At 61.9% G+C, this 25,401-nt stretch carries 25 protein-coding genes, 1 tRNA gene and 1 riboswitch; of the genes, 11 read left to right on the forward strand and 15 right to left on the reverse strand.

The genetic code is table 11. The features are described from left to right. Positions 1–70: 70 nt before the first annotated feature. Positions 71–880 carry a DUF4352 domain-containing protein gene (locus AC1Z36_RS15965; RefSeq protein WP_166650651.1) on the reverse strand — a complete coding sequence of 270 codons (810 nt, stop codon included), beginning with the start codon at positions 878–880 and terminating at the stop codon, positions 71–73. 336 nt (positions 881–1,216) lie between these two features. Here AC1Z36_RS15965 and AC1Z36_RS15970 point away from each other — a divergent pair, with 336 nt between their 5' ends. Then, entirely contained in the window at positions 1,217–2,044 is an 828-nt protein-coding gene (locus AC1Z36_RS15970; RefSeq protein WP_105657214.1) for a hypothetical protein, read from the forward strand. Between the two features lie 162 nt (positions 2,045–2,206). Here the strand turns inward: AC1Z36_RS15970 and AC1Z36_RS15975 are convergent. The 4 genes from AC1Z36_RS15975 to dusB all read right to left on the reverse strand — a co-directional run bounded on the left by AC1Z36_RS15975 (position 2,207) and on the right by dusB (position 6,768). After that, positions 2,207–2,279 (reverse strand) — tRNA-Asn (locus AC1Z36_RS15975). A gap of 53 nt (positions 2,280–2,332) precedes the next feature. After that, positions 2,333–4,213 (reverse strand): DNA primase, encoded by a 1,881-nt coding sequence (dnaG, locus tag AC1Z36_RS15980; protein WP_105657213.1) that lies wholly within the window; start codon positions 4,211–4,213, stop codon positions 2,333–2,335. A 9-nt stretch (positions 4,214–4,222) separates the two neighbouring features. Beyond that, positions 4,223–5,506, reverse strand: a complete 1,284-nt coding sequence (locus AC1Z36_RS15985; RefSeq protein WP_105657212.1) for a deoxyguanosinetriphosphate triphosphohydrolase — start codon at positions 5,504–5,506, stop codon at positions 4,223–4,225. Between the two features lie 77 nt (positions 5,507–5,583). Then, positions 5,584–6,768: a tRNA dihydrouridine synthase DusB gene (gene dusB / locus AC1Z36_RS15990; RefSeq protein ID WP_105657211.1), complete on the reverse strand. Its 1,185-nt coding sequence runs from the start codon at positions 6,766–6,768 to the stop codon at positions 5,584–5,586. Between the two features lie 103 nt (positions 6,769–6,871). Here dusB and AC1Z36_RS15995 point away from each other — a divergent pair, with 103 nt between their 5' ends. The 6 genes from AC1Z36_RS15995 (at position 6,872) to AC1Z36_RS16020 (ending at position 13,016) form a co-directional block, all read left to right on the forward strand. After that, positions 6,872–7,336, forward strand: coding sequence for a hypothetical protein (locus tag AC1Z36_RS15995; protein ID WP_133833007.1), 465 nt, complete (start codon positions 6,872–6,874; stop codon positions 7,334–7,336). After that, on the forward strand, positions 7,336–8,982 hold the full coding sequence (locus AC1Z36_RS16000; protein WP_105657209.1) for a DUF5671 domain-containing protein: 1,647 nt from the start codon (positions 7,336–7,338) through the stop codon (positions 8,980–8,982). Before AC1Z36_RS15995 ends, AC1Z36_RS16000 begins: the two co-directional genes overlap by 1 nt. A gap of 135 nt (positions 8,983–9,117) precedes the next feature. Then, positions 9,118–10,194, forward strand: a complete 1,077-nt coding sequence (locus tag AC1Z36_RS16005; protein WP_105657208.1) for a FecCD family ABC transporter permease — start codon at positions 9,118–9,120, stop codon at positions 10,192–10,194. Further along, positions 10,191–11,237: a FecCD family ABC transporter permease gene (locus tag AC1Z36_RS16010; protein WP_105657207.1), complete on the forward strand. Its 1,047-nt coding sequence runs from the start codon at positions 10,191–10,193 to the stop codon at positions 11,235–11,237. The genes AC1Z36_RS16005 and AC1Z36_RS16010 overlap by 4 nt, the downstream gene beginning before the upstream one ends. Continuing rightward, positions 11,234–12,034, forward strand: coding sequence for an ABC transporter ATP-binding protein (locus AC1Z36_RS16015; RefSeq protein ID WP_105657206.1), 801 nt, complete (start codon positions 11,234–11,236; stop codon positions 12,032–12,034). The genes AC1Z36_RS16010 and AC1Z36_RS16015 overlap by 4 nt, the downstream gene beginning before the upstream one ends. A gap of 13 nt (positions 12,035–12,047) precedes the next feature. Beyond that, complete coding sequence (locus tag AC1Z36_RS16020; RefSeq protein ID WP_102598153.1) at positions 12,048–13,016, forward strand: ABC transporter substrate-binding protein; 969 nt, start codon at positions 12,048–12,050, stop codon at positions 13,014–13,016. Positions 13,017–13,094: 78 nt separating this feature from the next. On the opposite strand, the gene chrA is transcribed toward AC1Z36_RS16020, so the two are convergent. The 4 genes from chrA to AC1Z36_RS16040 all read right to left on the reverse strand — a co-directional run bounded on the left by chrA (position 13,095) and on the right by AC1Z36_RS16040 (position 17,772). Next, the gene (gene chrA / locus AC1Z36_RS16025) at positions 13,095–14,300 is read right to left on the reverse strand and encodes a chromate efflux transporter (protein ID WP_105657205.1); all 1,206 of its coding nucleotides are present in this window, start codon (positions 14,298–14,300) and stop codon (positions 13,095–13,097) included. A 57-nt stretch (positions 14,301–14,357) separates the two neighbouring features. Further along, the gene (locus tag AC1Z36_RS16030) at positions 14,358–15,371 is read right to left on the reverse strand and encodes a DMT family transporter (RefSeq protein WP_353615990.1); all 1,014 of its coding nucleotides are present in this window, start codon (positions 15,369–15,371) and stop codon (positions 14,358–14,360) included. Between the two features lie 79 nt (positions 15,372–15,450). Then, positions 15,451–16,380 carry a GNAT family N-acetyltransferase gene (locus AC1Z36_RS16035; protein ID WP_105657204.1) on the reverse strand — a complete coding sequence of 310 codons (930 nt, stop codon included), beginning with the start codon at positions 16,378–16,380 and terminating at the stop codon, positions 15,451–15,453. 6 nt (positions 16,381–16,386) lie between these two features. Beyond that, on the reverse strand, positions 16,387–17,772 hold the full coding sequence (locus tag AC1Z36_RS16040) for a glycine--tRNA ligase (RefSeq protein ID WP_105657203.1): 1,386 nt from the start codon (positions 17,770–17,772) through the stop codon (positions 16,387–16,389). Positions 17,773–17,952: 180 nt separating this feature from the next. On the opposite strand from AC1Z36_RS16040, the gene AC1Z36_RS16045 reads away from it, so the two are divergent. Then, a complete protein-coding gene (locus AC1Z36_RS16045) occupies positions 17,953–18,183 on the forward strand; it encodes an RNA-binding S4 domain-containing protein (protein ID WP_181148825.1) in 231 nt (76 codons plus the stop codon). Here AC1Z36_RS16045 and AC1Z36_RS16050 read toward each other — a convergent pair whose 3' ends face one another. After that, complete coding sequence (locus AC1Z36_RS16050) at positions 18,184–18,834, reverse strand: alpha/beta hydrolase (RefSeq protein WP_105657201.1); 651 nt, start codon at positions 18,832–18,834, stop codon at positions 18,184–18,186. It abuts the gene before it with no gap. A 35-nt stretch (positions 18,835–18,869) separates the two neighbouring features. Further along, on the reverse strand, positions 18,870–19,169 hold the full coding sequence (locus AC1Z36_RS16055; RefSeq protein WP_105657200.1) for a hypothetical protein: 300 nt from the start codon (positions 19,167–19,169) through the stop codon (positions 18,870–18,872). On the opposite strand from AC1Z36_RS16055, the gene AC1Z36_RS16060 reads away from it, so the two are divergent. Beyond that, positions 19,168–19,566, forward strand: coding sequence for an SHOCT domain-containing protein (locus tag AC1Z36_RS16060; RefSeq protein WP_105657199.1), 399 nt, complete (start codon positions 19,168–19,170; stop codon positions 19,564–19,566). The genes AC1Z36_RS16055 and AC1Z36_RS16060 overlap by 2 nt on opposite strands. 68 nt (positions 19,567–19,634) lie before the next feature. Beyond that, positions 19,635–20,492 carry an SGNH/GDSL hydrolase family protein gene (locus AC1Z36_RS16065; RefSeq protein ID WP_402472421.1) on the forward strand — a complete coding sequence of 286 codons (858 nt, stop codon included), beginning with the start codon at positions 19,635–19,637 and terminating at the stop codon, positions 20,490–20,492. Positions 20,493–20,574: 82 nt separating this feature from the next. Here AC1Z36_RS16065 and metX read toward each other — a convergent pair whose 3' ends face one another. Both metX and AC1Z36_RS16075 read right to left on the reverse strand, forming a co-directional pair. Then, entirely contained in the window at positions 20,575–21,720 is a 1,146-nt protein-coding gene (gene metX / locus AC1Z36_RS16070; RefSeq protein ID WP_105657197.1) for a homoserine O-acetyltransferase MetX, read from the reverse strand. Between the two features lie 2 nt (positions 21,721–21,722). Next, positions 21,723–23,066 (reverse strand): bifunctional o-acetylhomoserine/o-acetylserine sulfhydrylase, encoded by a 1,344-nt coding sequence (locus AC1Z36_RS16075; RefSeq protein WP_105657299.1) that lies wholly within the window; start codon positions 23,064–23,066, stop codon positions 21,723–21,725. Between the two features lie 91 nt (positions 23,067–23,157). Continuing rightward, positions 23,158–23,277: riboswitch (SAM riboswitch) on the reverse strand. 172 nt (positions 23,278–23,449) lie between these two features. Here AC1Z36_RS16075 and AC1Z36_RS16080 point away from each other — a divergent pair. After that, entirely contained in the window at positions 23,450–24,094 is a 645-nt protein-coding gene (locus AC1Z36_RS16080) for a VOC family protein (protein WP_105657196.1), read from the forward strand. A gap of 61 nt (positions 24,095–24,155) precedes the next feature. On the opposite strand, the gene AC1Z36_RS16085 is transcribed toward AC1Z36_RS16080, so the two are convergent. Together AC1Z36_RS16085 and AC1Z36_RS16090 are read right to left on the reverse strand one after the other, a co-directional pair. Next, the gene (locus AC1Z36_RS16085) at positions 24,156–24,572 is read right to left on the reverse strand and encodes a GNAT family acetyltransferase (RefSeq protein ID WP_105657195.1); all 417 of its coding nucleotides are present in this window, start codon (positions 24,570–24,572) and stop codon (positions 24,156–24,158) included. A gap of 18 nt (positions 24,573–24,590) precedes the next feature. Then, positions 24,591–25,373, reverse strand: coding sequence for a CPBP family intramembrane glutamic endopeptidase (locus AC1Z36_RS16090; RefSeq protein WP_483561458.1), 783 nt, complete (start codon positions 25,371–25,373; stop codon positions 24,591–24,593). Between the last annotated feature and the right edge of the window lie 28 nt (positions 25,374–25,401).

The following is a 25,401-nucleotide window of genomic DNA, read 5'->3' on the forward strand; positions in this document are numbered from 1 at the left end:
TCGCCGCCAGGGCAAAAGAAAAGAGGTTCCGCCACCCCTGATGGGATAGCGGAACCTCTGCGAATTCGAGCTACTTCGCAGCCCAGAGCACCGAGTCGTCAGTGAACGAGAGCGTTTCGCTCATGCGGATTTTCGCATCTGCCACGGCCTCGGCCGGCACGTCGAAGACCACCTGGTAGCTTCCCTTCCCGCCCTTGGCCAAGGTAGGAACGTCCATGCCCGGCTTGGCGGTGATCGCAGTCGCGCTGCTGGTGCTGTAGATGCTTGCATCCGAGCCCACCAGCTCTGGATTAAGGTCCAGCCATGCGTCGCCTTCTTCTTCTCCGTTGTAGACAACAGAAAGGTCCACGAGGACATACTGGCCTTCGGCCTCCTGGTTGAACTCATTTGCCTTGGCGATCTGTGCGCCGGCATCCAGGTTCACCGCACTGACATTGACCGAATACTCGCCAACAGCAGCGGCCTGCCCCAAGGCCAATACCTGTGTTTCGTCTTCGGCTTGCTCGATGATCTCAGCCGGTGCCGCCACTTCGCCGTCGGAAGCGTCGGCAATGCCGTTGGCGACCTCGTCGATCGCCTTCACATAGGCTGCCTGGGTGGCGAACACAAGAACGATGGCTACGATGGCGATGATGCTCGATGCAACGCCCAAGCCCTTGCTGCCACGGCGCTTGGAAGCGACAATGAGCGAGACGATGCCCAGTACCAGAGCAATGAAACCGAGCACGGCGGCAAAGTTGTTGACGATCGGTACCCAGCACAGGGCCAATGCAACGATGGCCACGACCAGGGCCGCAATGCCCAGGCCCTTGCCAGCTGAGCTCTTGGCAGGCGGTGCCGGTGGCACCATGTTCGGATCGACCGGATTTTGTACGGACATGAAAGCTTCCTTCGAGTGAAGACGGCGCCACGCTGGCGCCGAGGCGGATATCAGCCCAAGCGGATGAGGACTTCGGCCGAAAAGAGTCTTTGTTGACTCTTCAAGAATCATGCCAGTGCCTACGACAATTTAGCTTGTCCCGGATTCGGCTCCAGCCGAGCTGCCCAAGGCAGCTGCAGTTTCCGGAAGCCAAGTGCGGGCGATTGACGTGCACCATTCAGGTGTTCCAGCAGGTGCATCTGGCCCGCGGACCGATGCCTGCGATTCTCCCGGGAATTTTCCTGCGCTAGGCGGGCCCGTTGGCAAAACCTGGGTGATTCATTACAGAATGCACTTATGGCCACTTCCCTTGAACACTCCCCGGGCCGCAGTACATTGCGCTATGTGCGCCTCATGCTGCTCGCGGTGCCCCTGCTCCTTGTCGTTGCCATCGTCATCTATGGCATTGCCAACCAGCGCATTGAAGACTCCCTGAGTTCCTATTACCTGGGTCCAGCACGGGACTTGTTCGTTGCGATGCTGGTGACTACCGGAGTGCTGCTGGTGGTTTACACCGGAGACGAGCTGGAGGACTATGCACTGAATTTGGCCGGCTTCTACGCCATGTTCGTCGCCTTGGTTCCCACCAAGCTGGGTGAAACGCTGGCGCAGCTGCCCCTGGGCGAGCAGAGGCGGCTCATCTTCTCCGTGCAGGTATCGGTTATTGCGGTTCTCGTCGTCAGCTCGGTATTCATCTGGCTGGGAATCAGGACTAGCCGCGCTCCGCACCGCGCGCTGTTCCACAGCACCGCGACCAAAGCGCTCGGTTTGCTGAGCACCCTGCTCCTGGTCGGCTTTGTCCTGCTGCTGCTGTGGCGGACCGTTGAAGGCAAGCAGTTCGCCGGCGTGCATGCCAGCGCTGCATTCCTGCTGATCTTCTCCATGGGCATCGCCATCGCCAGCCACCTGGACCACAAGCCGCTGTGCGCGATGGACACCAGCGGAGGCAAGAAGCTGCACTACGCAATCATCCTGGTGCTGATGCTCATCGGATTGATTGCCTGGCCGATCCTGCTGGCCGCGGGCATCCAGGAGGCCCTATTCATTGTCGAATGGTTCGAGATCAGCCTTTTCTCGTATTTCTGGTATCTGGAATCCCGGCGCTTATGGAACCCGGCTGCCTGAATCCGCTAGGCAAAAAACCCGCCGCTGGTCCAGCAACTGGCCCCTGCTACCTAACTCGGCTTTTTCCTGGCGAGGCTAGTCAGGACTAGGTGCCAGAATTCCGGTTTCAGGCGAAAATAAAAGGTTCCGACTCGCGAATGCGAGCCGGAACCTTCTTGTAAGCTCCTCCAACTGGACTTGAACCAGTAACCCTTCGATTAACAGTCGAATGCTCTGCCAATTGAGCTATGGAGGATTGCAACGAGATATAACTTTACCCAAGATTCCCGCGAATGCAAAATCGGGATCCTAGGTTCCGCGAAGGATCCTCCGGCGCATCTCCAGTTCCATCAGTTCCCGGTTGATCTGGGCATATTCTTCACCCTCGGGTGCCATTTCAGCACGCTGCAAGCGGCCGATCAGCTCAGCCTTGCGGTGTGTGATTTGAAGCTCAATCAAGCCGTTGATGATATCGGCGCAGTAGCGGTTCAGGCTATGTTCGTCAGATGCCGGAATGCTGGTCACTGCGAGTTCTGAAACGAAGCTGCGCAACTGCTCGGGGACTTCGTCGCGAATGACTTCAACCCAGGAGGTCGCCGAAGCGCCTGCGCTGGACGCGGCAACGACGCCATCGTGGACAGCAGAGTGCGCCGGGGCCAGGAAGCGAGCCTCGTAGAACGCCTGCCATTGCTCGTCCTTCAACCGCTGCGGCTGCTGGATCACCACTTCCAGGGCCTGTCGTTCAAGGCGCATCACCGGGTCGCGGTGATCCGGGCGTTCAAAGGCCGCCGCCGGGATTGCCTGTTCAGCCTCCCCCGGTTGCGGGTGTGGTGCCTGCAGGTCGGCGTTCTTCGGCAACCGGGCGCGTTTGATGGAGGCGCCCACCGAGCGGTTGACGTCCTCATTATTCATTCCCAGCCAGCCGGCAAGCTCACGGGCATATGCCGGACGAATGGCCGAGTCGCGGATCTGCGCAACGATCGGAGCGGTCTGGCGCAAGGCCTGGACACGTCCTTCAACGGTGTTCAGATTGAATTTCTTCAATTCGGCACGGATGGCGAATTCAAACAGCGGACGCTTGAGCTCGATGAGCTCGCGTACAGCTTCGTCTCCGCGGTGCAAACGCAAGTCGCACGGGTCAGCACCGGTTGGTTCAACACAAACGTAAGTCTGGGCAATAAATCGCTGGTCTTCTTCGAAGGCGCGCAGCGCGGCCTTCTGGCCTGCGGCGTCACCATCGAAGGTGAAGACGACTTCGCCACCGGTGCCGTCATCCTGCAGCAGGCGACGGGCAATCTTGATGTGGTCCGTGCCGAAAGCGGTACCGCAGGTGGCCACCGCGGTGGTGATGCCAGCCAGATGGCAGGCCATCACGTCGGTGTAGCCTTCCACCACAACGATCTGGCGGCTCTTGGAAATCTGCTTCTTGGCCAGGTCCAGGCCATAGAGGACCTGGGATTTCTTGTAGAGCTGGGTCTCCGGGGTGTTCAGATACTTCGGGCCCTGGTCATCCTCGTAGAGCTTGCGTGCACCGAAGCCGATGGTGGCACCAGACAGGTCGCGGATCGGCCACATGACACGTCCTCGGAATCGGTCATAGATTCCGCGATTGCCCTCGGAGAACATGCCCGTCAGCTTCAGCTCATCATCAACGAAGCCCTTGGAGCGCAGGTGCTTGAGCAGCGAATCCCAGCCCTTGGGCGCATAGCCCACGGAGAATTGGGCTGTGACTTCCTGGTCAAAACCGCGACCGGCAAGGAACTCGCGGCCGGCGGCTCCTTCCTCGGTAGCCAGCTGCGCGCGGAAGAATTCCTCGGCGACCTTGTGCGCGTCGACCAGGCGCTGGCGCTTGCCGTAGTCTTCGCGGCGCGGTCCCGGTCCCCCGTCTTCATAGCGAAGCTCGTAATTGATCCGGGCAGCCAGAAGTTCCACAGTTTCGGTGAACGAGGAGTGGTCCATTTTCTGGATGAAGGCGATCACGTCGCCGGACTCGCCACAGCCAAAGCAGTGGAAGGTTCCTAGCTGCGGGCGAATATGGAAGGACGGACTGCGTTCGTCGTGAAAAGGGCACAGGCCCTTGAACGAGCCAATGCCCGCGGATTTGAGCGTGACATAGGATTCGACGACCTCACGGAGGTCGGTGCGGTTACGCACCTCGTCGATATCTTCACGCTTGATCAGCCCTGCCATGATTCCCTTCTAGAACAACTTTGCGTCAGGGGCTTCGCCCTTGACCAGATACGAGTGCCATTCGGTGGCTGAGACGTCAGTGAGCGAGGCGACCTGGTCAATCACCACACGCAGCTGGGCCGCTTCATCAGCGGCGTCTTCCCAGTCAGCTGCGAAGATCGGCTCCAGATTATCCCGGCCCGTTTCACAGAGCAGTTCGACCAGCTCGGTCAGCAGCGTGCGCTGATCCAGATAGAGCGGCTGGCGCACTTCCGAAGCCATCACGTAGCTGGCCGCGATGCCCTTCATCACGGCAATCTCGTGCTCGGTTTCCTCGGGCACAATCAGGTTCGCGTTATAGCGGGTGAGCTTGCCTTCCCCGAAGCGTGCCCGGGTGGCATCCATTGCGGCGGCGGCGAAGCGGCCAATGAATTGGCTGGTCATGTCCTTCAGCGCCGCCATGGAACGCCGTGAGCCGTCAAAATGCGAAACCCACTCATCGCTGATTTCCAGGCGGCGCAACGCCGCGTCGATGTCGGCCTCCCCAGTGGTCGGCAAGTACCAGTCCTTGGTCACCTGCAACGCGCGCTCGCGCTGCAGATCCTGCTTGAGCCAACGCAGTTGCAGCTTGCCGCCGACAATTGCGTCTTCCACGTCATGGACCGAGTAGGAAATGTCATCAGCCAAGTCCATGACCTGGCCTTCCATGCAGACTGCTCCGGCGGTGGCTTCCGGGACATTGCGCAACCAGTTGAAGACGGTGGCGTCATCCTCGTAGACACCGAACTTCTTGGTTTTCTTGCCGTTGACCTCTGGCGCATCGGTTTTGAGCCACGGGTACTTGCACGCTGCATCCAGGGAGGCCCGCGAAAGATTCAACCCGGCCGAATGCCCGTTGTGCCGGAAGGTCTTGGTTTCCAAGCGAGTGAGCAAACGCAAGGTCTGGGCATTGCCCTCGAATCCGCCTATGTCCTTGGCTGCCTTGTCCAGCGCCTTCTCGCCGTTGTGGCCAAAGGGCGGATGACCCAGGTCGTGCGCCAAGCAGGCGGTGTCGACAACATCCGGATCGCAGCCAAGGGCCGCACCGAGCTCGCGGCCCACCTGGGCCACTTCCAATGAGTGGGTGAGCCGGTTGCGCACGAAGTCATTCTGGTTCGGTGCCACTACCTGGGTCTTGGCGCTCAAACGGCGCAAGGCGGAGGAATGCAGCACGCGGGCACGGTCCCGCTCAAAGGCAGTACGGTAGGACTTCTTCGCTGGTTCAGGCACCCACCGCTGCTGGTCGGCTTCGGTATATCCGGGGATCTGAGTCATAGTTCCTAGTCTAGTAACTCTTTGCCGGCATTGAGGAGTTATCCACTAGTGGCGTAGCCGTGGCTATCCCGGGGTGGCTAGCCGCCGGAGATATCCAGCTCGGCGGCCTTGATCATTTCGCGGTGGGCATCGCTCATCACGCGGTTATCCAGCCAGCCGTCGGGGACGTGCGTCTTCTTCGGGTGGCCCGCACGTCCGCGGGTGCCTTCTGCGGCAACCCCCGGGTACGGCAGGTCCAGATCCAGCTGGTCCAGCAGTTCGCGCAGCACTGCCAGGGATGGCACCTGGGCCAGCTGCGAGCGGATTTCGCCGCCTACCGGGTAGCCCTTGAAGTACCAGGCAATGTGCTTGCGGATATCGCGCATGCCCTTGCCCTCGTCCTCGAAGAATTCGGCCAGCAGTTCGCCATGGCGGTATACGGTGTCGGCGACCTTGCGCACGCCCGGGCGGAAACGGTCTTCACGGCCCTCGAAGGCCGCCTGCAGGTCGCCGAAAATCCATGGCCGGCCCTGGCAGCCACGGCCTACCATGACGCCGGCGGCACCGGTCTGCTCAACCATTTCAATGGCATCCTCGGCACTGAAGATATCGCCGTTGCCCAGCACCGGCATGTCATCCATGGCTTCGCGCAAGGTCGTGATCGCGTCCCAGTCGGAGTGCCCCGCGTAGTACTGGCCGGCGGTGCGCGCGTGCAAGGTGACTGCGGCCGCACCGTGGTCCCGGGCAATTTTCGCTGATTCCAGGTAGGTCAGGTGGTCCTTGTCGATGCCGATGCGCATCTTCACGGTCAGCGGGATATCGCCCTTGGCGGCCTCTGAGGTCGCGGCTTCGATGATGGAGGTGTAGAGATCCGACTTCCAGGGCAGGGCCGAGCCGCCGCCCTTGCGGGTGACCTTTGGAACTGGGCAGCCGAAGTTCAGGTCAACGTGGTCCGCCAGGTTTTCGTCAACCACCATGCGCACGGCAGCGCGCACGGTGCCGGGGTCCACGCCGTAGATCTGGATGGAGCGGATCTCCTCGTCGGGATCGTGGGAGATGATGCGCAAGGATTCGGGGTTGCGTTCCACCAGTGCCCGGGCGGTCACCATTTCGGTCACGTACAGCCCGCCGCCATATTCGCGGCAGAGGCGGCGGAAGGCGCGGTTGGTCACCCCAGCCATCGGAGCAAGAACCACCGGGGTATCAATGGTCAGCTTGCCCAGCTGCAATGGAGGCAGCTTGAGGGTCGGGGTGTTGGTTGGCGCATCAGTCAGGGTCGTCACCCATCCATTATCCCGCACGAACGCAAAACAGTAACTGAGATCTTCATCAAATCTTGATGCCGAGGCGCTGGATTATTGTCCTGATGTGGACCAAAATGATGCAATGACAAGTAAATTTTCGGCGGCGCGGGTGGTTCTGCTGGCCCTTGCCGCCGCCATTGTGGCTTTGGTTATAGCCGCATTGCTCGTGGTTTCGCTGCGTTCGGCACCAGAGGTCCACGGGGAGAACACTCCGGAAGGGGTCGTGCAAAGATATCTGATGGCTTTCGAGGCCGAGGATTTGCCGGCCATGCAGGGCTACACCGTTGAAGGCCAATCCAGGACGCTGTGCTCTCCCGAACCCTATGCCCCGCAGCCGCTTGATGTGCAGCTGCTGCGCAGCAGCGTCGAGGAGTCCAGTGCTACCGTGCGCACCAGGTTCAATACCCGCGACGCCCAATTCCTGCCCTTGGGGAATCTGTCCTCATATGAAGAGGCGTTCGAGCTGCGCAAGATCGATGGAGCATGGCTGATTGACCGCATGCCGTGGCAGGTCGGCCTGTGCACCGCCGAGGAGATGGGTTACTGATGGCCGCAACCGCCCCGGCGTTCCACGTGCAAAGCAGCAGCGTGCTGCGTCCAGTGATCCTCCACGGCTTGCTGTTCGTGCTGTTGATGGTCTCGGCTACGGGCTTGTCTACGCTCTTTACCGCGCTCTTCCATGGTTTCGATTCCTTGCTGGTCAGCACCGAGCAGCTGGCGATGGCCTTCACCTTCACCCTGGTTGGAATCCCCTTGGCCTGGCTGTTGTGGCGTTCCATCCGCAAGCGCTTGGCCCGGCCGTCGGCCTTCGACTCAGCCATCTGGTCCTTGCAGGCCTCGGCCGCGTACCTTGCCACCCTGGCTGCCAGCAGCTGCGCCGCGCTGGCGTTCCTGGCGGGACTTGTTTCCGCAGCCCGCGACGGTGCATGGCAGTCGACGCTGGCGGTGGCCTTGGGCTGGGGCACGGTGTGCGCCTGGCAGCACCGCCAAATCACTTCATCGCGTACGGCACCGCGGCAATTCGCCCAGCTGGCGGCCACCGCGGGAAATTACTTCAGCATGGTGCTCTTCGCGCTTTCGCTGATTGCCACGCTGACGGTCGCGTTGGAAATCCTGGTCGTGCCGGAAAACACGCTGGTGGGCCCCACCGGCATGCCGAATCTGCTGATGGCGCTGGTCTGGCTGGCAGGTTCCTCGGCCCTGTGGTTCTGGCATTGGAAACTGCGCAGAGTCCAGAAGATGTCCAATCTCCTGAACAGCGTCCTGCTGGTTGTATTGGGCCTGGCCGCACCGGCGTTGGCGTTCCTGCTGGCGATCGCCGAGCTGGTTTCCTGGGTGTGGCCGCAGGCATGGACGGCGCAGGAACGCACCGAGCTGTTCCTCGACGGCGGTCCAAGCCTGCTGGCCATCATTGTGGCGGCCGCGGTTCTCTGGATTTACCACCAGTCCCAGCTGCGTTCCGGGCTGCACCCTGCCGCCGTGGTTGGCGCAGCGCACCTGGCGCTGAGCGGTGTCAGCCTGGCCGTGCTGGCTACCGGGCTGGGCATGGTGGTCAATGCGCTCTTCGCAGCACTCGGGTCCAGCGTCTCGGTGGGCTACTCCGCGGGTTTGCTGGGCCATGGTCTCGGCTTGCTCGCCTTCGGAGCCGCCGCATGGCTTTGGTACTTCAAGCCCTGGAAGCCCTTCCCGGCAGACTCGCGCAGCGCCTATTTGGTCCTGTTCTTCGGAGCCAGTTCCGTCGTCGCGCTGGTTTCCCTGCTGGTCTTCGGGTACCGGATTTTCGAGTTCTACCTGGAACCCGATTCTCGTCTTGATTCCCTCCTGGACACCGTTCGCGGCACGCTGGGCTGGCTGGTTGCGACCGCTGCCGTGGCCGGCTACCACTTTGCGCTGTGGCGTTCGGATAAGGATTCCAGAGCCGGTTCTTCCGGAGAATCCATTGCCTCTCAGGGGGCGATAACACGTCGAGCAGTGGTAATCGTTGGCCCGGCGGCTTCCGAGCCGATGGCGGCTCAGCTCAAAGCGCGCCCGGAGCTAGCGGTGACGTGGATGGCTTCGTCCGGCCCTGCATTGGACGACCGGGCCGAGGTGTCGGTGCTGGCGCGCATCGAGGAATACCTGGCAACTCATCATGATTCCTTCATGGTTCTTGCCGAAGCTGACGGGTCGGTGCGTTTTATCAATCTCGCCTAGTCGGAACGCATTCAGCACCAATTTGTAAATAGGTGCGTCTATTGTGACTTATTTTGCCCTAAACTAAAAACATCATGGTAGTGTGACTTTTTGTGCTCGCGATTCAGTGAGTGTTCCCTAATTACGGAAAGTCGCATGACCCTCCTTGCGCCGCATCAGCCCGCCAACAAGTCCGATCAAGCCAAAGCCGCCCATGGATCAGCAGGATTGGCCGCCAGCAATGCTTGGAAGTCAGCGGCGTTGGCCCTCTGCCTCGGCTTGCTCGCAGTCGCCCTCTTCGCGTCTTTGGGCATTGGAGCAAAGGCGATTGCGCCGCTGGCTGCCGGGCAGGCGCTATGGGGAATTGGCACACCCGAAACACTGGTGATCATCAACGAGCTGCGCCTGCCGCGCACCGCGATTGGGCTCCTGGCAGGAATGTCCCTGGCTGTTGGCGGCGCATTGATTCAGGCACTGACCCGCAATCCGCTGGCAGATCCCGGTATCCTCGGGGTCAATGCGGGCGCCGGATTCGCCGTCGTGCTCGCTGTGGCGTTCCTCGGCATCACCCACATTTCCCAGTACATCTGGTTCGCCTTCGCCGGAGCCGTGCTGGCCACCCTCGCGGTATACCTCATTGGATCGCGTGGCCGCGGTGGAGCGACACCGGCCAGGCTGACCTTGTCCGGCGTCGCACTGGGCGCCGTGCTGGGAGGAATTTCCAACGGGATGACCCTGCTCAACCCCGAGGCTTTTGACCGCATGCGCTATTGGGGCGCGGGAACCTTGAACAACCGCACCCTGCCCATGGTGGGCGTCATCGCCCCTTTCGTTATCCTGGGGCTGGTCTTGGCGGTGCTGTGCACCCGCTCGCTGAACACATTGGCCTTGGGCGATGAGGCCAGCCTCGCGCTGGGTACCAATATCGGCCTGACCCGCGCAGTGGTGATTGTGGCGGTCACCCTGCTCTGCGGCGCAGCGACCGCCGCCGCCGGCCCGATCGGCTTCGTGGGCTTGATGATCCCGCATATCAGCCGTTGGATCGTCGGACCGGATCAGCGATGGATCCTGTGTTTCTCGATGATCCTCGGCCCGGTGCTGTTGCTCGTTTCCGATGTGCTCGGCCGCATCGTTGTCCCGCCCGGCGAAATGCAGGTGGGGGTCGTCACGGCCTTGCTTGGCGCTCCGGTGCTGATTTGGCTGGTTCGGCGCAAGCAGGCTAGCGGACTATGAGTGCTGTGGATTTTGGCCCGGGCCACCGGGTACTGCGCATTGGACGCATCTGGTTGCGCGTGCAACCACGTCAGCTGCTTCTCGCCGCACTCCTCTCGGTGTTGGCGGCCGCCCTGGGCCTCTACGCGTTGGCCACTGGCGACTACACGCTGGGCTTGGGCGAAGTGCTCAATACCCTGGCTGGAGCCGGGGAGGCCAGCAGCCAGCGGGTGGTGCTGCAATGGCGGCTGCCCCGCGTTCTGATGGCACTGCTATTGGGCGCAGCGCTAGGCGCCAGCGGGGCAATTTTCCAATCCATGACCCGCAATCCCCTGGGTTCTCCAGACATTATCGGATTCAATACCGGTGCCTATACCGGTGCGCTGGCCGTCATGCTGGTCTTCGGCGGCGGGTATTTCCAGGTGGCACTCGGTGCATTGGCTGGTGGCTTGGCCACCGCGGCCGTGGTGTATGCCTTGTCCTTTAAGAACGGCTCTGAGGGATTCCGGCTGATCATCGTCGGGATCGCGGTCAGCGCGATCCTCGCTTCGGCCAACACCTGGCTGATCTTGCGCAGCGAGCTGGAGGACGCCATGTCCGCGGCCATCTGGGGTGCCGGCTCGCTGAATGCCATCGGCTGGGACCAGGCCATACCGGCCGCAGCGGTCGCGTTGCCTCTCGCGCTGGGCGCCATGGCCTGCACGCGCAGGATGCGCCTGCTGGAATTGGGCGATGACGCTGCTGTGGCGCTGGGCGTCAACACCGAATCCAGCAAGCTGTCCTTGCTGGTGATCGGGGTGGCGTTGACTGCCCTGGCCACCGCGGCGGCAGGCCCCATCGCCTTCATCTCGCTAGCTGCTCCGCAAATCGCGCGCCGGATCATGGGCAGCGCAGGCGTGTCGTTGGCTTACTCGGCATTGCTCGGCGCCGTGCTGCTGCTGGCCAGCGATGTGCTGGCCCAGCGCGTTTTGGAGAACACTTCCCTGCCGGTTGGCGTAGTCACCGTCAGCATCGGCGGGGTCTACCTGATCTGGCTACTACTTCGTGAGGCACGACGCCAATGAGCATGACCCATCCGCAGCTATCCGCCGACCGGCTCACCTTGGGCTACGGGCCATCGGCCATCTCCGAAAACCTCTCGCTATCCATCCCCCCGGGCTCGTTTACGGTCGTCATTGGACCCAACGCCTGTGGCAAATCGACCTTGCTGCGCGCCCTGTCCAGGGTGCTGAAGCCTTCCTCCGGCCAGGTCATCCTGGATGGCAAACCGATCCTGTCCCTGCCAGCCAAGCAGGTGGCCCAGCGGCTGGGGCTGCTGCCGCAGTCCTCCATCGCCCCGGATGGCATCACCGTTGCGGATCTGATCGCCCGCGGCCGCAGCCCGCACCAAGGCTTGTTCTCCCAATGGTCTGCCGCGGACGAGCAAGCAGTGCTCAGCGCCATGCACGCCACAGGCACCACCGGGCTCTCCCGGCGGCTGGTCGACGAACTATCCGGCGGGCAACGCCAACGCGTCTGGATCGCTATGGTACTGGCCCAGCAGACTCCTTTGCTGCTGCTCGATGAACCGACCACCTTCTTGGACATCTCCCACCAGATCGAAATCATGGAACTGTGCCGCAGGCTCAACGAGCAACAGGGCAATACGGTGGTTGCGGTGCTCCATGACTTGAACCAAGCGTGCCGCTACGCCACGCACCTGATCGCGATGAAATCCGGTGAGATCGTCGCCGCAGGACCTCCCTCGCAGATTGTCACCGAGGAACTGATCCGCGAGGTTTTCGCCTTGCCCTGCACCATCATCCAGGATCCCGTCTCGCACACACCACTCGTGATCCCGCTGGGCCACGAGGCCATCTAAGAAGGAAAAGAACATGCAACCAATGACCCGACGCGTCTTTTTCGGCGCAGCTTCGCTGGCCGCAGCCCTGGCCCTGGCCGCCTGCAGCCCGAGCACCCAGGCCGCTTCCCCTTCAAGCGGCGAAGCCAGCGCAGCGTGGAGCTTCACCGATTCCGGCTATGGAAAAACCATCTCCATGGATGCTGCACCGCAAACGCTGGTCACCGATTCCTATTCGGCTGCGGCACTCTGGGACTACGGCATCCGCCCCTCGGGCGTCTTCGGATACGGTTTGGACGAGTCGGGCAGCCTGGCCCTTGGCAGTGCGGATCCAGCAGAGATGACCATCATCGGCCAGGACGGAGAGTTCAGCCTGGAGAAGTTGCTTGGCCTCGACCCGGATCTGATCGTGGGCTTCGGCAATGCCGAAGGCACGGGCTGGACCTGGTGGGATGACAAGGTCCAGGCAGAGGCCACTGCCACGGCTCCATTCCTGGGCATCAAATTTGGCAACCGGCCTGTTCTGGAGGTCATCGAGGACTATGAATCATTGGCCAAGTCATTGGGTGGGGATATTGCGTCGCAGTCCGCCGCCAAGGCCGACTACCAAGCCAAACTTGAACAGTTGCGTGCCTTGGCCAAGGACCAGCCGTTGCGGATCATCGCGCTCAATGGGTATGACGACCTGTACGTCGGCCAGAAATCACTGGGCCAGCTGGCCCTGCTGGATGAACTCGGATTCGATATTGTCGGCCAGACCGAGGACAGCGGCTGGGCTTCAATGAGCTGGGAGAAGGTTGCCGATTACCCTGCCGATGTGGTGCTGAGCTATTCGGGCACCGCGCAGCAGGTCAAGGACCATCCCGTCTTCGCGTCTTTGCCAGCGGTAGAGGCCAGCCAGGTGGTCGAATGGGATGATAAGCGTCCGTTCACCTACAGCAGCTATGCGCAATGGTTCGACGAGCTGATCGCAGTGCTCAACACAGCCAAGAGCCTGAACTAGGGGCATTGCGCCGAGGTCCGGTACCCGGGGGCCACGAGGCGCACCGGGGTGCCGGCCCCAGCAGCTCACCGAGCCTGCCTAAGCCAGCACGCCCAGCAGCACTCCCCCGAGCGCACCGATGGCCACGACAATCCATGGGGCCATCTTCCAGGCGGTCAGCAAAACAAAGCAGAGCAAGGCCAGGACGAAAGCGGGAGCCGAAGTAATCGCCGAGGTGAAGACCGGGTTGTACAGTGCGGCGGCGAGCACCCCGACCACTGCCGCGTTGGCGCCATGCATGATGGCCCTGGCGGCAGGCCAGTGGCTCACCCGGTTCCAGAACGGCAGCACGCCGAGCAGCAGCAGGAAGCCCGGAAGGAAAATGGCAAGCAAGGCGATGAGCGCTCCGGCAGCGCCGCCGGGACCCGAGTCGACGAGGACGCCAAGGTACGCGGCGAAGGTGAAGAGCGGTCCGGGCATGGCCTGGGCCGCGCCGTAGCCGGCGAGGAATTCTTGGGAACTGATCAGCCCGGGATCCACGACTGCGCTTTGGAGCAGCGGCAGGACCACGTGCCCGCCGCCAAAGACCAGGGCGCCGGAGCGGTAGAACGCATCGATGAAGCCCAGCAGATCCCAGCCCGTTGCAAGGGCTGCCACCGGCAACCCGAAAAGCAGGATGGCGAACAGCGACAGGCAGCTGATGCCCACGGTCCTTGATACCGGAAACTGCATAGCCGCCGCTGCTCCGGCATCCTTGCCGCGGCACCAGAAATATCCTGCCAATGCGCCGAAGGCAATGGCCAGGACCTGCCCGAAGCTTCCGGCCAAAAGCAGCGCCGATCCGGCGGCGACAACCGCAATGGCGGCACGGGCACGATCCGGAGCCAGGTTCCTTGCCATGCCCAGTACCGCGTGGGCGATGATGGCGACCGCAACGATTTTCAGGCCGGCCAGCAGCCCGGTACCGATGGGACCGCTGAACAGCGAAGCGCCGAAGGCGAAGACCGCCATCACCACCGCAGAGGGCAGGGTGAACGCCAGGAATGCCGCCAGGGCACCGCGCATTCCGGCCCGGTGCAAGCCCAAGCCGAAACCGACCTGGCTGGATGCCGGGCCCGGCAGGAACTGGCTCAATGCGACCAGTTGGGCGTACTGCTGGTCATCGAGCCAGCGGCGGCGATCAACCAGTTCGGTGCGGAAGTATCCCAAGTGGGCGATGGGACCGCCAAAAGAGGTCAAGCCGAGCTTCAGGAAGACCTTGAAGACTTCCCTGGCCGAGCCCTGTGCCATGCGCTGTGGTTCCATGGATTCCAGCATAAGTCGTGGAGGAAAACGGAAGGTAAACAGCGATAGCGCGCCACGCTAATTGCGTGATGCCACCGGGATCCGGGGGCTGGTGCGCTTCGCGTTCCGCGCTCCTGAGATCGAGGCCAGGCCAACAGCGAGCAGTGTCAGCAAGGTACCCATGACAGTTGCGGCGGTGACGGACGACCCGGGAGCCGGGAAGAAAACGTCCAGGAGCAGCGAGCCCACCAGCTGGCCGCCAACGGCCGCGAGGCTGGTGACCAGCACTCCGAGCCGCTTGACCACCAGGGCGGTGATGCCGACGAACAGGCAACCGAGCAGTCCGCCGATGTAGTACCACCAGGTGCCTGGCAGCGGGTCCAGGCCGATGCCGGCAGGCAACCGCACCAGCATCACCATCGCCAGGACCACGAACCCGACGGCAAAGTTCACCAGGGTCGCCGCCGTGGCGCCGCCATAAGCCGCCGCTTGCGCGCCGTTGGCAGCTGCCTGGAAGCCCATGAGCATGCCGACGGCTGCCGAAAGCGCCATCGGCAGGAGCAACGCGGAAAGGTCCGCGTCGGCTCCGCGCGGACTGACCGCCCAAACCACGCCGATAATGGTCAGCACCACGCCGAGGATGCGCAAGGCATTGATCTTGCGCGGCGCGGCCCCGCCAAAGCCCACCCGGTCCATGAACATGGAACCGATTGCCTGGCCGGTCACCAGGCAGACGGTGAACAGCGCCACCCCAATGAGCGGCACCGCGGCGGCCTGGCTGAAGACAATCAGGGCACCTACCGCGCCGGCCACCAGGTACCAGCGCGGGAAACGGCCCTGGGCCAAGGCGCGCGGCACTTGCGCCACCGAGCCGCGCACCGCGGGAACAAAGATGGCCAGCAGTACCAATGCCGCCAAACCGACACCGAAGCTGATGGTTGATGCCGCGATGGCGTCCCCCAGCTTCGCGCCCAGCGCCCCGTTGATGCGAGACTGCACGCACAGCAGCAGGCCCGAAGCGATGGCAAGCAGGATGAACAGGATCTTTCCGCCGGAGCGGACCTGCGCGGTCATGGTGGTGCTGGTGGTCAACGGAGTTCTTTCACGAAGTGGAGGCTGGTGCAGAATGGCAAAAACGGGACCCGCCAGGCGGGTCCCGTTCTTGCTGGCATTACTTCGCCGCGTCGCTGGCGAGGATATGCGTCGTGGATATGACGGTGGCCTGGTCAACCACGGCCAACGCATCAATCAGCGAGGAGAGGATGAACATCGACGAGTCGACTTCCAGCTTCACCGGGTACTGGTGGATCAGCATGGCGACCATGTCGCGCACCGCTTCTGCCACTTCGTCATCGCTGAAGGCCGGGTTGTGGCCTACCAGCACGTCGGTCGGGGCGTTCTCGCGGGCGGGCACGTAGCTGACCGCGAAAGCCAGCGGAACACCGCCCTCGCGCTTCGGCTTGTCGCGCAGCACCAGGGCGCCCTGCGCGCCGGTGTGCTCGTCGAGCAGCATGCGCTGCGCCGAACCCACGGTCATCTTGGCTGGATCCCAACCGGTGTGCACCGCGTTGTAGAAATCCATCACCAGCTGGGTCAGCTCGACACTGCCGGTGGACAGGTCCTCGATCACCCGGTCATTGGTGTCGAAAACCGGTTCAGCCAGAGCCCCCGGCTCCAGGATGACATCGCGCGAGACCTGGATTTCTCCCAGGCCCAGCGACTGGCAGAAGCCAGCCGCCGCGGCAGCAGGATCGCCCGCGGTCACCGTGTAGCGGGCCTTGAGCTCCTGCGCCTGGCCGGCCGGGATCTGCTTGCGCAGCTGTTCCACCAGGGCGGTGCCAACGCCGGACCGGCGCTGCTCGGCGGCTACCTCGACATAGAGCCACAGGCGCTGCGGATGCAGCGAGGAAGCGAACACCACCCCGGCGCCGATAGCCACCTGGTCAACGGTGGCTACCAGAGTGCGGGAGAACGGTGCATCGCTGTTTTCGCGCAGCATGGTGCGATCCTGGTGGGCCTGCGGGGAACGCGGGTCGCCGAAGATCTGAAGCAGCTGGAGGTCGTCCCCGGAGCGCCACAGGCGGAATTCCAGTTCGTTCATCGGGCTCTAGGCTCCGTTCAGGCGCTCGGAAAGGTAAGCGGTGACCTGGTCCAGGGAAACACGTTCCTGGGACATGGTGTCGCGTTCGCGGATGGTCACGGCCTGGTCCTCGAGGGTGTCGAAGTCCACGGTGATGCAGAACGGGGTGCCGATCTCATCCTGGCGGCGGTAGCGGCGGCCAATGGCACCGGCGTCATCGAAGTCGATGTTCCAGCGCTTGCGCAGCTCGGCAGCCAGGTCCTTGGCCTTCGGGGAAAGGTTCTCATTGCGGCTCAGCGGCAGCACCGCGGCCTTGACCGGAGCCAGGCGCGGATCGAGCTTGAGCACGGTGCGCTTGTCCACGCCGCCCTTGGTGTTCGGTGCTTCGTCCTCGGTGTAGGCATCGACCAGGAAGGCCATCATGGAACGGGTCAGGCCGAAGGAAGGCTCGATCACGTAGGGGGTGTAGCGCTCACCGGTGGCCTGGTTGAAGTAGGACAGCTCGGAGCCCGAAGCCTTCGCATGGCTGGACAGGTCGTAGTCGGTGCGGTTGGCAACGCCCATGAGCTCGCCCCACTCCGAACCCTGGAAGCCGAAGCGGTACTCGAAGTCGATGGTGCCGGCCGAGTAGTGCGCGCGCTCGTCTTCTGGCACGTCGAACTGGCGCAGGTTCTCTTCCTTGATGCCCAGATCCAGGAACCATGCCCAGCAATCCTTGACCCACTGGTCGAAGAAGGCGGGGGCATCTTCCGGAGCGGTGAAGAACTCGATTTCCATCTGCTCGAACTCGCGGGTGCGGAAGATGAAGTTGCCCGGGGTGATTTCGTTGCGGAAAGCCTTGCCGATCTGGCCGATGCCGAATGGCGGCTTCTTGCGCGAGGCGGTGAGCACGTTGGCGAAGTTCACGAAGATGCCCTGGGCGGTCTCCGGACGCATGTAGGCCAGGCCGGCTTCGGTATCCACTGGGCCCAGGAAGGTCTTCATCAGGCCGGAGAACATCTGCGGCTCGGTGAACTGGCCCTTGGTGCCGCAGTCAGGGCAGGCGATCTCGCTCATCCCGTCCTTGGCCGCACGGCCCTTCTTGGCCTCGAAAGCCTCGATCAGGTGGTCCTGGCGGTGGCGCTTGTGGCACTGGATGCATTCGACCAGCGGGTCGGTGAAGGTGGCCACGTGGCCCGATGCTTCCCAGACAGCCTTGGGCAAGATGATCGACGAGTCCAGGCCAACCATGTCCTCGCGGCCGCGAACGAAGTTCTGCCACCACTCGCGCTTGATGTTTTCCTTCAGTTCGGTGCCCAGGGGACCGTAATCCCATGCCGAACGGGAACCACCGTAGATTTCACCAGCCTGGAAAACGAATCCTCGACGCTTTGCGAGGGAAATAACCTGGTCTAGCTTGGACTGTGGCGCCATATCAACTCCAATGGGAATTACGAGGCCGCTGGTTGCGGTCCGTAGAAAAATACATACCTTCCAAGGGTATCGTTTCCGCGGCCTGCAGACGAAGCCGAATCAGGTAACGCCGACGTGAACTTCCACGCCTTTGGCCGATTCTAACGATGCAGCGCGCTTATTTAGGGAAGAATGGAAGCCATGAGTGCCAACGAAGCTTTTGACCTAGAAATCCGCGACGAGTCCATCCGCTTGGGCCAGTTGCTCAAGCTTGCCTCCCTGGCCGAGGATGGCATCCACGCCAAGGAAATGATTTCCGACGGAATCGTCACCGTCAACGGAGAGGTGGACACCCGTCGCGGGGCGCAGATCCGCCCCGGCGACGTGGTGTGCGTGAATGGTGAATGCGTGAAGGTCACCGCGCAGCAGTAGTCAGCTTTTCCCCAGGACGACCCTGTTGAGGAACTCGGCCACATCCTGCAGTTCTTCCATGCACACCGAGTGGCCAATCTGCCGGTAGGTTTCACTGGCCAATTCGGTGTGCCCCGGAACCCACCCCAGGGTGTATTCGATCTTGTCCCGGGTGATCACCGGGTCAGCCAGGTCGCGGCCCCAGAACAGCGGCAGCGGCTTTTCTGCCAGCTTCGCGTCGTCGAATATATCCAAGGGCCCGGGATCCACTGCGAAGCCCGAGAGCCCGACGACGGCTTCAATGGAATCGGGCTGGTAGCGTGCCAATGAAGTGGCCATGGCCATGCCCTGGGAGAAACCGAGCAGGGTGATCGAGGAGTGCTGCTTTACCAGCGGTTCCAGCAATGCCCATAGCGCTTCGACGCTGCGTGCCACCGACTCGATGGAGTAGTCGATTTCCTGGGTCAGCGGGAACCAGCTGTACCCCGGGCCTGCTTGGAGCGGTGCGCGCACCGAGAGGTAAGTGAACTCTTCGGGCAGATGCTGCGAGAGCCCCATGAGGTCTTGTTCATTCGAGCCATAGCCGTGCAGGAACACCAGCAGCGGAGTTCCAAGGCGGGATTCGTCGTTACGGGAGATGATGGCCACTGGAGCCTGGTCCGGGATAGTCATAGTTCCCCAAGACTATCGAACAGGACCTCGCTAGCTCAGCGCTTCCGCGGCCCGATTCCATCAAGTCCCCGGCCACCGGCGATGGCAGCGCCCGGGTGCAGCAGAACTTCCCCGTAATCACCGTCGAATCTCCTGAAGGCGTTGGCCGGCACTATCCTGGAACCATGGTCTTCCAAGGCCTCGAAATCCAGTTGACATGTTACAAGATTATAAATCTTCAAAAAATTGCCTAGCTTTTCAAGTTTTTCGTGTTCAACTGGACCAAGGGCCTCACGGTCCTCCGGAACGCCGCTCTCGCCGGACGAGACAGCGACAGAGTTAGGAATAGGCGCCATGGACGAAATTGAATACAGCGAAGATATTCCGGGGCAGCTGCAAGAGGATCTCGATAGTTTCGGGTACATCGAACCGGACCCGGGAAGCGCTTCGTCCCTATTCGATAACGTGGACACCGTATTTTCAGTCGGCACTCCCCTGTTCGCCATGCTCTTTATCGCCGTTATCGGATTGATCATCTTCGTAGCGGTGCGCAATTACCGCAAAGCCAAGAGCGCCGGTTTTGATCCGCTGACCCTGGAAACCGAACTGATGGCAAGAGCCGCTAATTCAGCTATGCTGGCGCCGGAAAAATCCCTTGAGGACAAGCTTGCCGAACTCGATTCCCTGCACTCGCGAGGAATCATTACCCGCGACGAGTACTTGCAGGCGCGCCGGGACGCTTTGAGCGACTAGCACGGCGGTTCATGGAATCATCCTCGGGAATGATTGACTATAAGTTACCCTTTGGTAACAATAGATTCGTGCCAAACGATTCTGCTTCTGAACCATCAACATCCGCCAATGCCCCACTGCATCCGTGGCGCCGCTATGTCGCCATTGGGGACTCGTTCACCGAGGGCATCGGCGACCCCGACCCGTCGAGCACCGGCCGCCACCTTGGCTGGGCCGACCGCTTGGCCCATGAGCTCAGCCGCACCGTCCCGGACTTCTCGTATGCCAATCTCGCCATTCGAGGCCGGCTGATTGGCCAGATCGTTGCCGAACAGCTCGATCCCTGCATTGACCTGAAGCCCGATCTGATCTCGCTCTGCGCAGGCGGCAACGACGTCCTGCGCCCGGGCGGGGATCCAGACAAGATTGCAGATATCCTCGACAATGCGGTAGCCAAGCTCACCGATACGGGTGCCACGCTCTTGCTCTTCACCGGGCCCGATATTCGCGATACCCCGGTTTTGGGAAGCATCCGAGGCAAGGTGGCGATCTACAACGAAAACGTGCGCACCGTAGCCGCCCGCCACGACGCCATCGTGGCGGACATGTGGGCCTTGCAGGAGTTGCACCAATCCCAGATGTGGGCACCGGATCGCCTGCACTTCTCCCCCGCCGGGCACCAGCGCATTGCCGCCATGGCACTGGACTCGCTGAACGTCGCGCATCCGCTGGACACCGAAATCGTTCCGGCCGTGGATGAACGCAGCTGGCGGGAAGCCCGCAAGGAGGATCTGCAGTGGGCGCGTGAGCATCTTGCTCCCTGGGTATTGCGCCGCCTGCGCCACCAGTCCTCCGGCGACGGCATCACCCCGAAGCGGCCCTCGGCCACGCCGTTTGCGCAGACCAAGCCAAACGACTCGCTCGGCGCCGGCGACAGCGCCAAGTAGGCACGAAAAGCCTGAAGCAGTTCCACCGATTACTGGCGGAACTGCTTCAGGCTTTGAAATCTTCCCGAGCCCCTTCCGGGGCTCAGTCTCCGAACACCAAGGTCCGAAGCACGCCGTCGAGCTGCGTGGCGTCGGTCAGGAATCCATCGTGGCCAATCGGCGAATCAATGTAGTGCACCGGTTTTGGCTTGGCCAGCGACGAGGCCAGCTTCACTGACTGCTCAGGAAAGTACAACCGGTCAGTGGTTACCGCGGCAACCACCACGTTGATCTTCGCCAGTCGCGCCAAGGCGGCTTCCAGGGATTCATGGCCGCGAGCCACATCATGGCTCATCAGCGCCTCGGTGAGCACCAGGTAGCTGTTGGCGTCGAAACGATTCACCAGCTTGCTGGCCTGATGGTCAAGATAGCTTTCCACCTGGTACCGCCCGCGAGGCCCCTCGAGCAGACCCGTCGGCTTCTCGCCATCCTGCGGGTTGCGCGAGAAACGGGTTTCAAGCTCGGCCTCGGAACGATAGGTGATGTGGGCCAGGCGGCGAGCCAAGCCAAGACCGGCGTCCGGGCGGGCATCGTTGCCGTAGTAGTCGCCATTGCAGAAGTGCGGGTCCAACCGGATGGATTGGGTTTGCACCTGTGCAAAGGCAATTTGCTCGGCAGTCGCCTGCGCGCTCGAGGCCATCACTACGAGATTCTTGACCTGGTCGGGGAACTCGACGGCGTATTCCAACGCGCGCGCACCGCCCATCGAACCGCCAATGACCGCATGCCAGGAATCAATTCCCAGTTTCTTGGCCAGCCGCGCTTCAAGGCGCACCGAGTCCTTGATGGTGACGAAGGGAAAGCTCGAACCGTAGGGCAGGCCCTGGTCGCCCAAGGACGAGGGGCCGGTGGAACCATTGCAACCACCCACCATGTTGATGGACACGACAAAGTACTCATTGGTGTCAACCGTGGCGCCGGGGCCTACGAGCTCTTCCCACCAGCCGGCGCTTTGCGAATCGCCTTGCGCAACGTGGGCGTCACCGGTGAGCGCATGCATCACCAGCACCGCGTTGGAGCCATCAGCTGCTAGCGTCCCCCACGTTTCATAGGCCAGCACCACGTCCGGAAGGAATCCACCGAATTCGAAGTGGTGCTCCCCCACGGACTTACGGCGCAAAATGCCGTCTTGCCCGCCGGCGAGCTCTTCGGCGCGCAGAGTATCTTCAGTAGTCACAATGGATGCCATGCCTAGAGGGTTTCCTGCAGTTCCTTGTTCTCGAGGGCTGCAACTGCTTGGAAGCCCAGTTCCAGATCGGCCAGAATATCCTTGATATTCTCCAGTCCAACGCTCAGCCGCACCAGTCCCGGGCTCACGCCGGCCGCAACCTGCTCAGCTTCGGAGAGCTGGGCGTGGGTGGTGGAGGCCGGGTGGATGACCAATGAGCGCACGTCGCCGATGTTCGCGACATTGGAGTGCAATACCAGTGCGTCCACGAAGGCCTGGCCGGCTTCCGAACCGCCCTCCAGTTCGAACGCGATGATCGAGCCGGCGCCCTGATCGCTGTACTTCTGCGCACGCTCATGCCAAGGCGAGGACTTCAGGCCTGCGTAGGCGACCTTCTGCACTTCCTCGCGGGCTTCGAGCCAGTTGGCAACTTCTACGGCATTCTGGCCGTGGCGTTCAATGCGCAGCGACAAGGTTTCCAGGCCCTGTGCGATCAAGAACGCGTTGAACGGCGCAACCGAGGAACCCAAATCGCGCAGCAACTGCACGCGGGCCTTGAGGATGTAGGCCAGATTGGCGCCCAGGATGCCGTTGACACCCAGGTCGCGGGCGAAGACCAGGCCGTTGTAGGACTCGTCCGGGGTGTTGAAGCCCGGGAAGCGGTCGGCGTCCTTGGCGAAGTCGAAGTTGCCCGAGTCCACGATGACACCGGCAATGGCACTGCCGTGTCCGCCGAGGAACTTGGTGGCTGAATGGATCACGATATCCGCGCCCCACTCGATCGGGCGGATCAAGTACGGGGTGGCCAGGGTGTTGTCCACCAGCAGCGGCACGCCAGCTTCGTGGGCGATCGCCGAGATGCCCTCGATGTCCAGGACGTCCTGTCGCGGATTGGAGATGGTTTCCCCGAAGAAGGCCTTGGTGTTCGGACGCACCGCGGCGCGCCAATCATCCAGGTTGTCCGGGTCGGAAACGAAGGTGACCTCGATGCCCAGGCGCTTGAGCGTGTGCTTGAGCAGGTTCTGGGTTCCGCCGTACAGGCTGGGGCTGGCCACCAGGTGGTCGCCGGCTTCGGCCAAATTCAAGATGGCGAAAGTGGTGGCAGCCTGTCCCGAGGAGAGCAGCAGTGCTCCAACGCCGCCCTCCAGGTCAGCGATGCGGGTTTCCACCGCGTCGGTGGTCGGGTTGCCGATACGGGTGTAGATCGGCTCCAGTTCCTGCAGCGCGAAACGTGCAGCAGCGCTCTGGGCGCTGGGGAAGACGAAAGAGGTGGTTTGGAAAATCGGGAGAGCCCGTGCCCCGGTCGTCGGATCCGGGGTCTGGCCGGAGTGGATCTGACGGGTTTCAAATGACCAGTTATTGCTCATGGTTTCCTCCAAATAGCGTTTCATGACTATGGGGGTACGCCACTGAAAAGACACCGACAGGAAGCACCATATCGTGACGACTTCCAGGGGTAACCCGCGCTTGTCCTTGATGCCTTGTGCGTTCAAGGGCCAGGTCTTCACCCGGGGCACCCCACCGCGGTTGGAGGGTTGCCGCCCAGTAAGCCGGGGCTTGTTACTGGGACTCATGACCTGGTACCAGTTTGCCCGAAAACCGAAGATTTTTGCAACGCAAGGGCTGGTGATTGGACTCAATCGGTCATATTTCGCGAATATTGCAGGTTCATCGCAGAGTATTCGATAGCATCACGGAACTTAGGTGTGCCTAAGTAGAGACTCGCATCACATGTTGTCATGATGGGCACATGATGAGGCTAGATCACGTAAGTTATGCATGCGGCCCGGACGGGCTGTTGCCAACCGCTGAAAGAATCTCCGAGTCCCTTGGACTGGAATTCGTCAAGGGCGGCGTGCATCCACGATTCGGAACACGCAATGTCATCTTCCCGCTCAAGCATGGCCAGTACCTGGAGGTGGTTGAAGTCCTGAACCACCCGGCCAGCGACAAGGCACCCTTCGGACAGGCGGTTCGCGCCCGTTCGGAGCTCGGCGGCGGCTGGATGGGCTGGTGCGTCTCGGTGGAGGATCTATCCAGTGCCGAGGACCGCTTGGGCCGCAAGTCGGTGCCGGGCAACCGGAAGTTCCCTGATGGCCGCGAACTGACCTGGCAGCAGATTGGCATCAAGGGCCTGATCGCCGATCCGCAGTGCCCGTACCTGATTTCCTGGGATGAAGGATCCGAGGAGCTGCATCCGTCCAAGGCGCTGGAACCTGCCGGCGCCATCAGCCAGATCTCCATCGCCGGCTCGCGTGAACGGGTGCTGGATTGGCTGGGCCAGCCGCAGAACGTCAATTTGGGCGCTGTCACCATGCAATATGAAGCGCCGAATGGCACTCCGGGCATCATGTCGGTTACCTTTGAGACCGAGTCCGGAACCGTGGTGCTGTAAACAGTTCCGCAGAGATCGCAAGTAGGCGGGGACAATGGCGTCCCCACCTACTTTCTTTTCCTTAAGGCCGGTCCAGCCGCTTCCCCAGGACCGCGACGTGCTGGTCTTCGAAGCCCCGCCGTTCATAGAAATCGATGACGGCAGAGTTCTCCTCGCGGACCATGAGCTGCACCTTGGGCACGCCGAGATCCCGCAGCCACAGGACAGCGGCATCCACCAGCGCCCTTCCCAGGCCGTTGCCCTGCCGGCACGGATCCACCGCAACATAGTAGAGCCAACCTCGGTGGCCATCATGGCCAACCATCGCAGTAGCCATGAGTTGATCGTTCTCAACGATGGACAGCACCGTGGAAGTAGGCTCGGCCAAAGCCCGTCGGGCGTCGGCGAGCGCATCATTCCACGGACGAGTCAGCCCAGTTGCTTCCCACAATTCAACTGCTTGGCGAAGGTCCTCCTCGCGCAGCACGGTAATCTGCATTGGCTCAGCTTACCGGCGCTACTGGCCGATTCCGATGGCCGGCCCGACCAAGGCGTATCCCACGAAGCCGATGGCATCAAGCAGGAAGTGCGCGATAACCAGCGGCATCACCCGCCCGTACTTCTGGTATACCCAGCCGAAGACGACGCCCATGAGCATATTGCCGATCATCGGCCCCACCCCCTGGTAGAGGTGGTAGCTGCCTCGGATTATCGCAGAACCAATAATGGTGCTCCACAAGCCCAGCTTCAATATCTTGGCGTAGGTGAACAGGAATCCGAGCATCAGCACTTCTTCGAGGACTGCATGACGTGCAGCCGACAGCAGAAGCACGGGAACGCTCCACCAATAATCGCCTAGATTCGCTGCTGACAGTGCTGTGGTGACGCCCAGTGCCCGTCCAGCGGCATAGACGCCCAGCGTTCCCACTCCCATGGCCAAGAACATCCCCGCCCCGAGCAGTGCGTCCTTGCCCGGCTTGCGCATATCGAAACCGATGTCCCGGATAGTTCGTCCGGTCGTGCGCTTCATCAGGTAGAGCGCCAGCACGACGGGTACCAATGCAAAGAAGATGTCCAGCAGCTGGTAGGAGAAATCAAAGAACTCGCGGGTGCTCAGCGGGTTGTTCAAGGATGTAGTCTGCTCGCGCAGTGGCGCCCGGGTGACCTTATCGGCAAAGCTCAGCAGCGAGTAGACCGCGCTTTGTCCCAAAGACAGGGCAAGAACCAAGACGATCTCGAACTTGAGGGTCTCGCGGGTTGCTGTCTGCTTAACTTGTTCAGCGTTCACGTTTCCGATCATAGGCTGATCTGGCTGTGCGCGTACTGAG

The sequence above is a fragment of the Glutamicibacter sp. BS14 genome, assembly GCF_056934375.1.

Coding starts and splice junctions, on each gene's coding strand:
- AC1Z36_RS15965 (WP_166650651.1), bottom strand. CDS start 880: ATGTCCGTACAAAATCCGGTCGATCCGAACATGGTGCCACCGGCACCG.
- AC1Z36_RS15970 (WP_105657214.1), top strand. CDS start 1,217: ATGGCCACTTCCCTTGAACACTCCCCGGGCCGCAGTACATTGCGCTAT.
- dnaG (WP_105657213.1), bottom strand. CDS start 4,213: ATGGCAGGGCTGATCAAGCGTGAAGATATCGACGAGGTGCGTAACCGC.
- AC1Z36_RS15985 (WP_105657212.1), bottom strand. CDS start 5,506: ATGACTCAGATCCCCGGATATACCGAAGCCGACCAGCAGCGGTGGGTG.
- AC1Z36_RS15995 (WP_133833007.1), top strand. CDS start 6,872: ATGACAAGTAAATTTTCGGCGGCGCGGGTGGTTCTGCTGGCCCTTGCC.
- AC1Z36_RS16000 (WP_105657209.1), top strand. CDS start 7,336: ATGGCCGCAACCGCCCCGGCGTTCCACGTGCAAAGCAGCAGCGTGCTG.
- AC1Z36_RS16005 (WP_105657208.1), top strand. CDS start 9,118: ATGACCCTCCTTGCGCCGCATCAGCCCGCCAACAAGTCCGATCAAGCC.
- AC1Z36_RS16010 (WP_105657207.1), top strand. CDS start 10,191: ATGAGTGCTGTGGATTTTGGCCCGGGCCACCGGGTACTGCGCATTGGA.
- AC1Z36_RS16015 (WP_105657206.1), top strand. CDS start 11,234: ATGAGCATGACCCATCCGCAGCTATCCGCCGACCGGCTCACCTTGGGC.
- AC1Z36_RS16020 (WP_102598153.1), top strand. CDS start 12,048: ATGCAACCAATGACCCGACGCGTCTTTTTCGGCGCAGCTTCGCTGGCC.
- chrA (WP_105657205.1), bottom strand. CDS start 14,300: ATGGAACCACAGCGCATGGCACAGGGCTCGGCCAGGGAAGTCTTCAAG.
- AC1Z36_RS16035 (WP_105657204.1), bottom strand. CDS start 16,380: ATGAACGAACTGGAATTCCGCCTGTGGCGCTCCGGGGACGACCTCCAG.
- AC1Z36_RS16040 (WP_105657203.1), bottom strand. CDS start 17,772: ATGGCGCCACAGTCCAAGCTAGACCAGGTTATTTCCCTCGCAAAGCGT.
- AC1Z36_RS16045 (WP_181148825.1), top strand. CDS start 17,953: ATGAGTGCCAACGAAGCTTTTGACCTAGAAATCCGCGACGAGTCCATC.
- AC1Z36_RS16050 (WP_105657201.1), bottom strand. CDS start 18,834: ATGACTATCCCGGACCAGGCTCCAGTGGCCATCATCTCCCGTAACGAC.
- AC1Z36_RS16060 (WP_105657199.1), top strand. CDS start 19,168: ATGGACGAAATTGAATACAGCGAAGATATTCCGGGGCAGCTGCAAGAG.
- AC1Z36_RS16055 (WP_105657200.1), bottom strand. CDS start 19,169: ATGGCGCCTATTCCTAACTCTGTCGCTGTCTCGTCCGGCGAGAGCGGC.
- metX (WP_105657197.1), bottom strand. CDS start 21,720: ATGGCATCCATTGTGACTACTGAAGATACTCTGCGCGCCGAAGAGCTC.
- AC1Z36_RS16075 (WP_105657299.1), bottom strand. CDS start 23,066: ATGAGCAATAACTGGTCATTTGAAACCCGTCAGATCCACTCCGGCCAG.
- AC1Z36_RS16080 (WP_105657196.1), top strand. CDS start 23,450: ATGATGAGGCTAGATCACGTAAGTTATGCATGCGGCCCGGACGGGCTG.
- AC1Z36_RS16085 (WP_105657195.1), bottom strand. CDS start 24,572: ATGCAGATTACCGTGCTGCGCGAGGAGGACCTTCGCCAAGCAGTTGAA.
- AC1Z36_RS16090 (WP_483561458.1), bottom strand. CDS start 25,373: ATGATCGGAAACGTGAACGCTGAACAAGTTAAGCAGACAGCAACCCGC.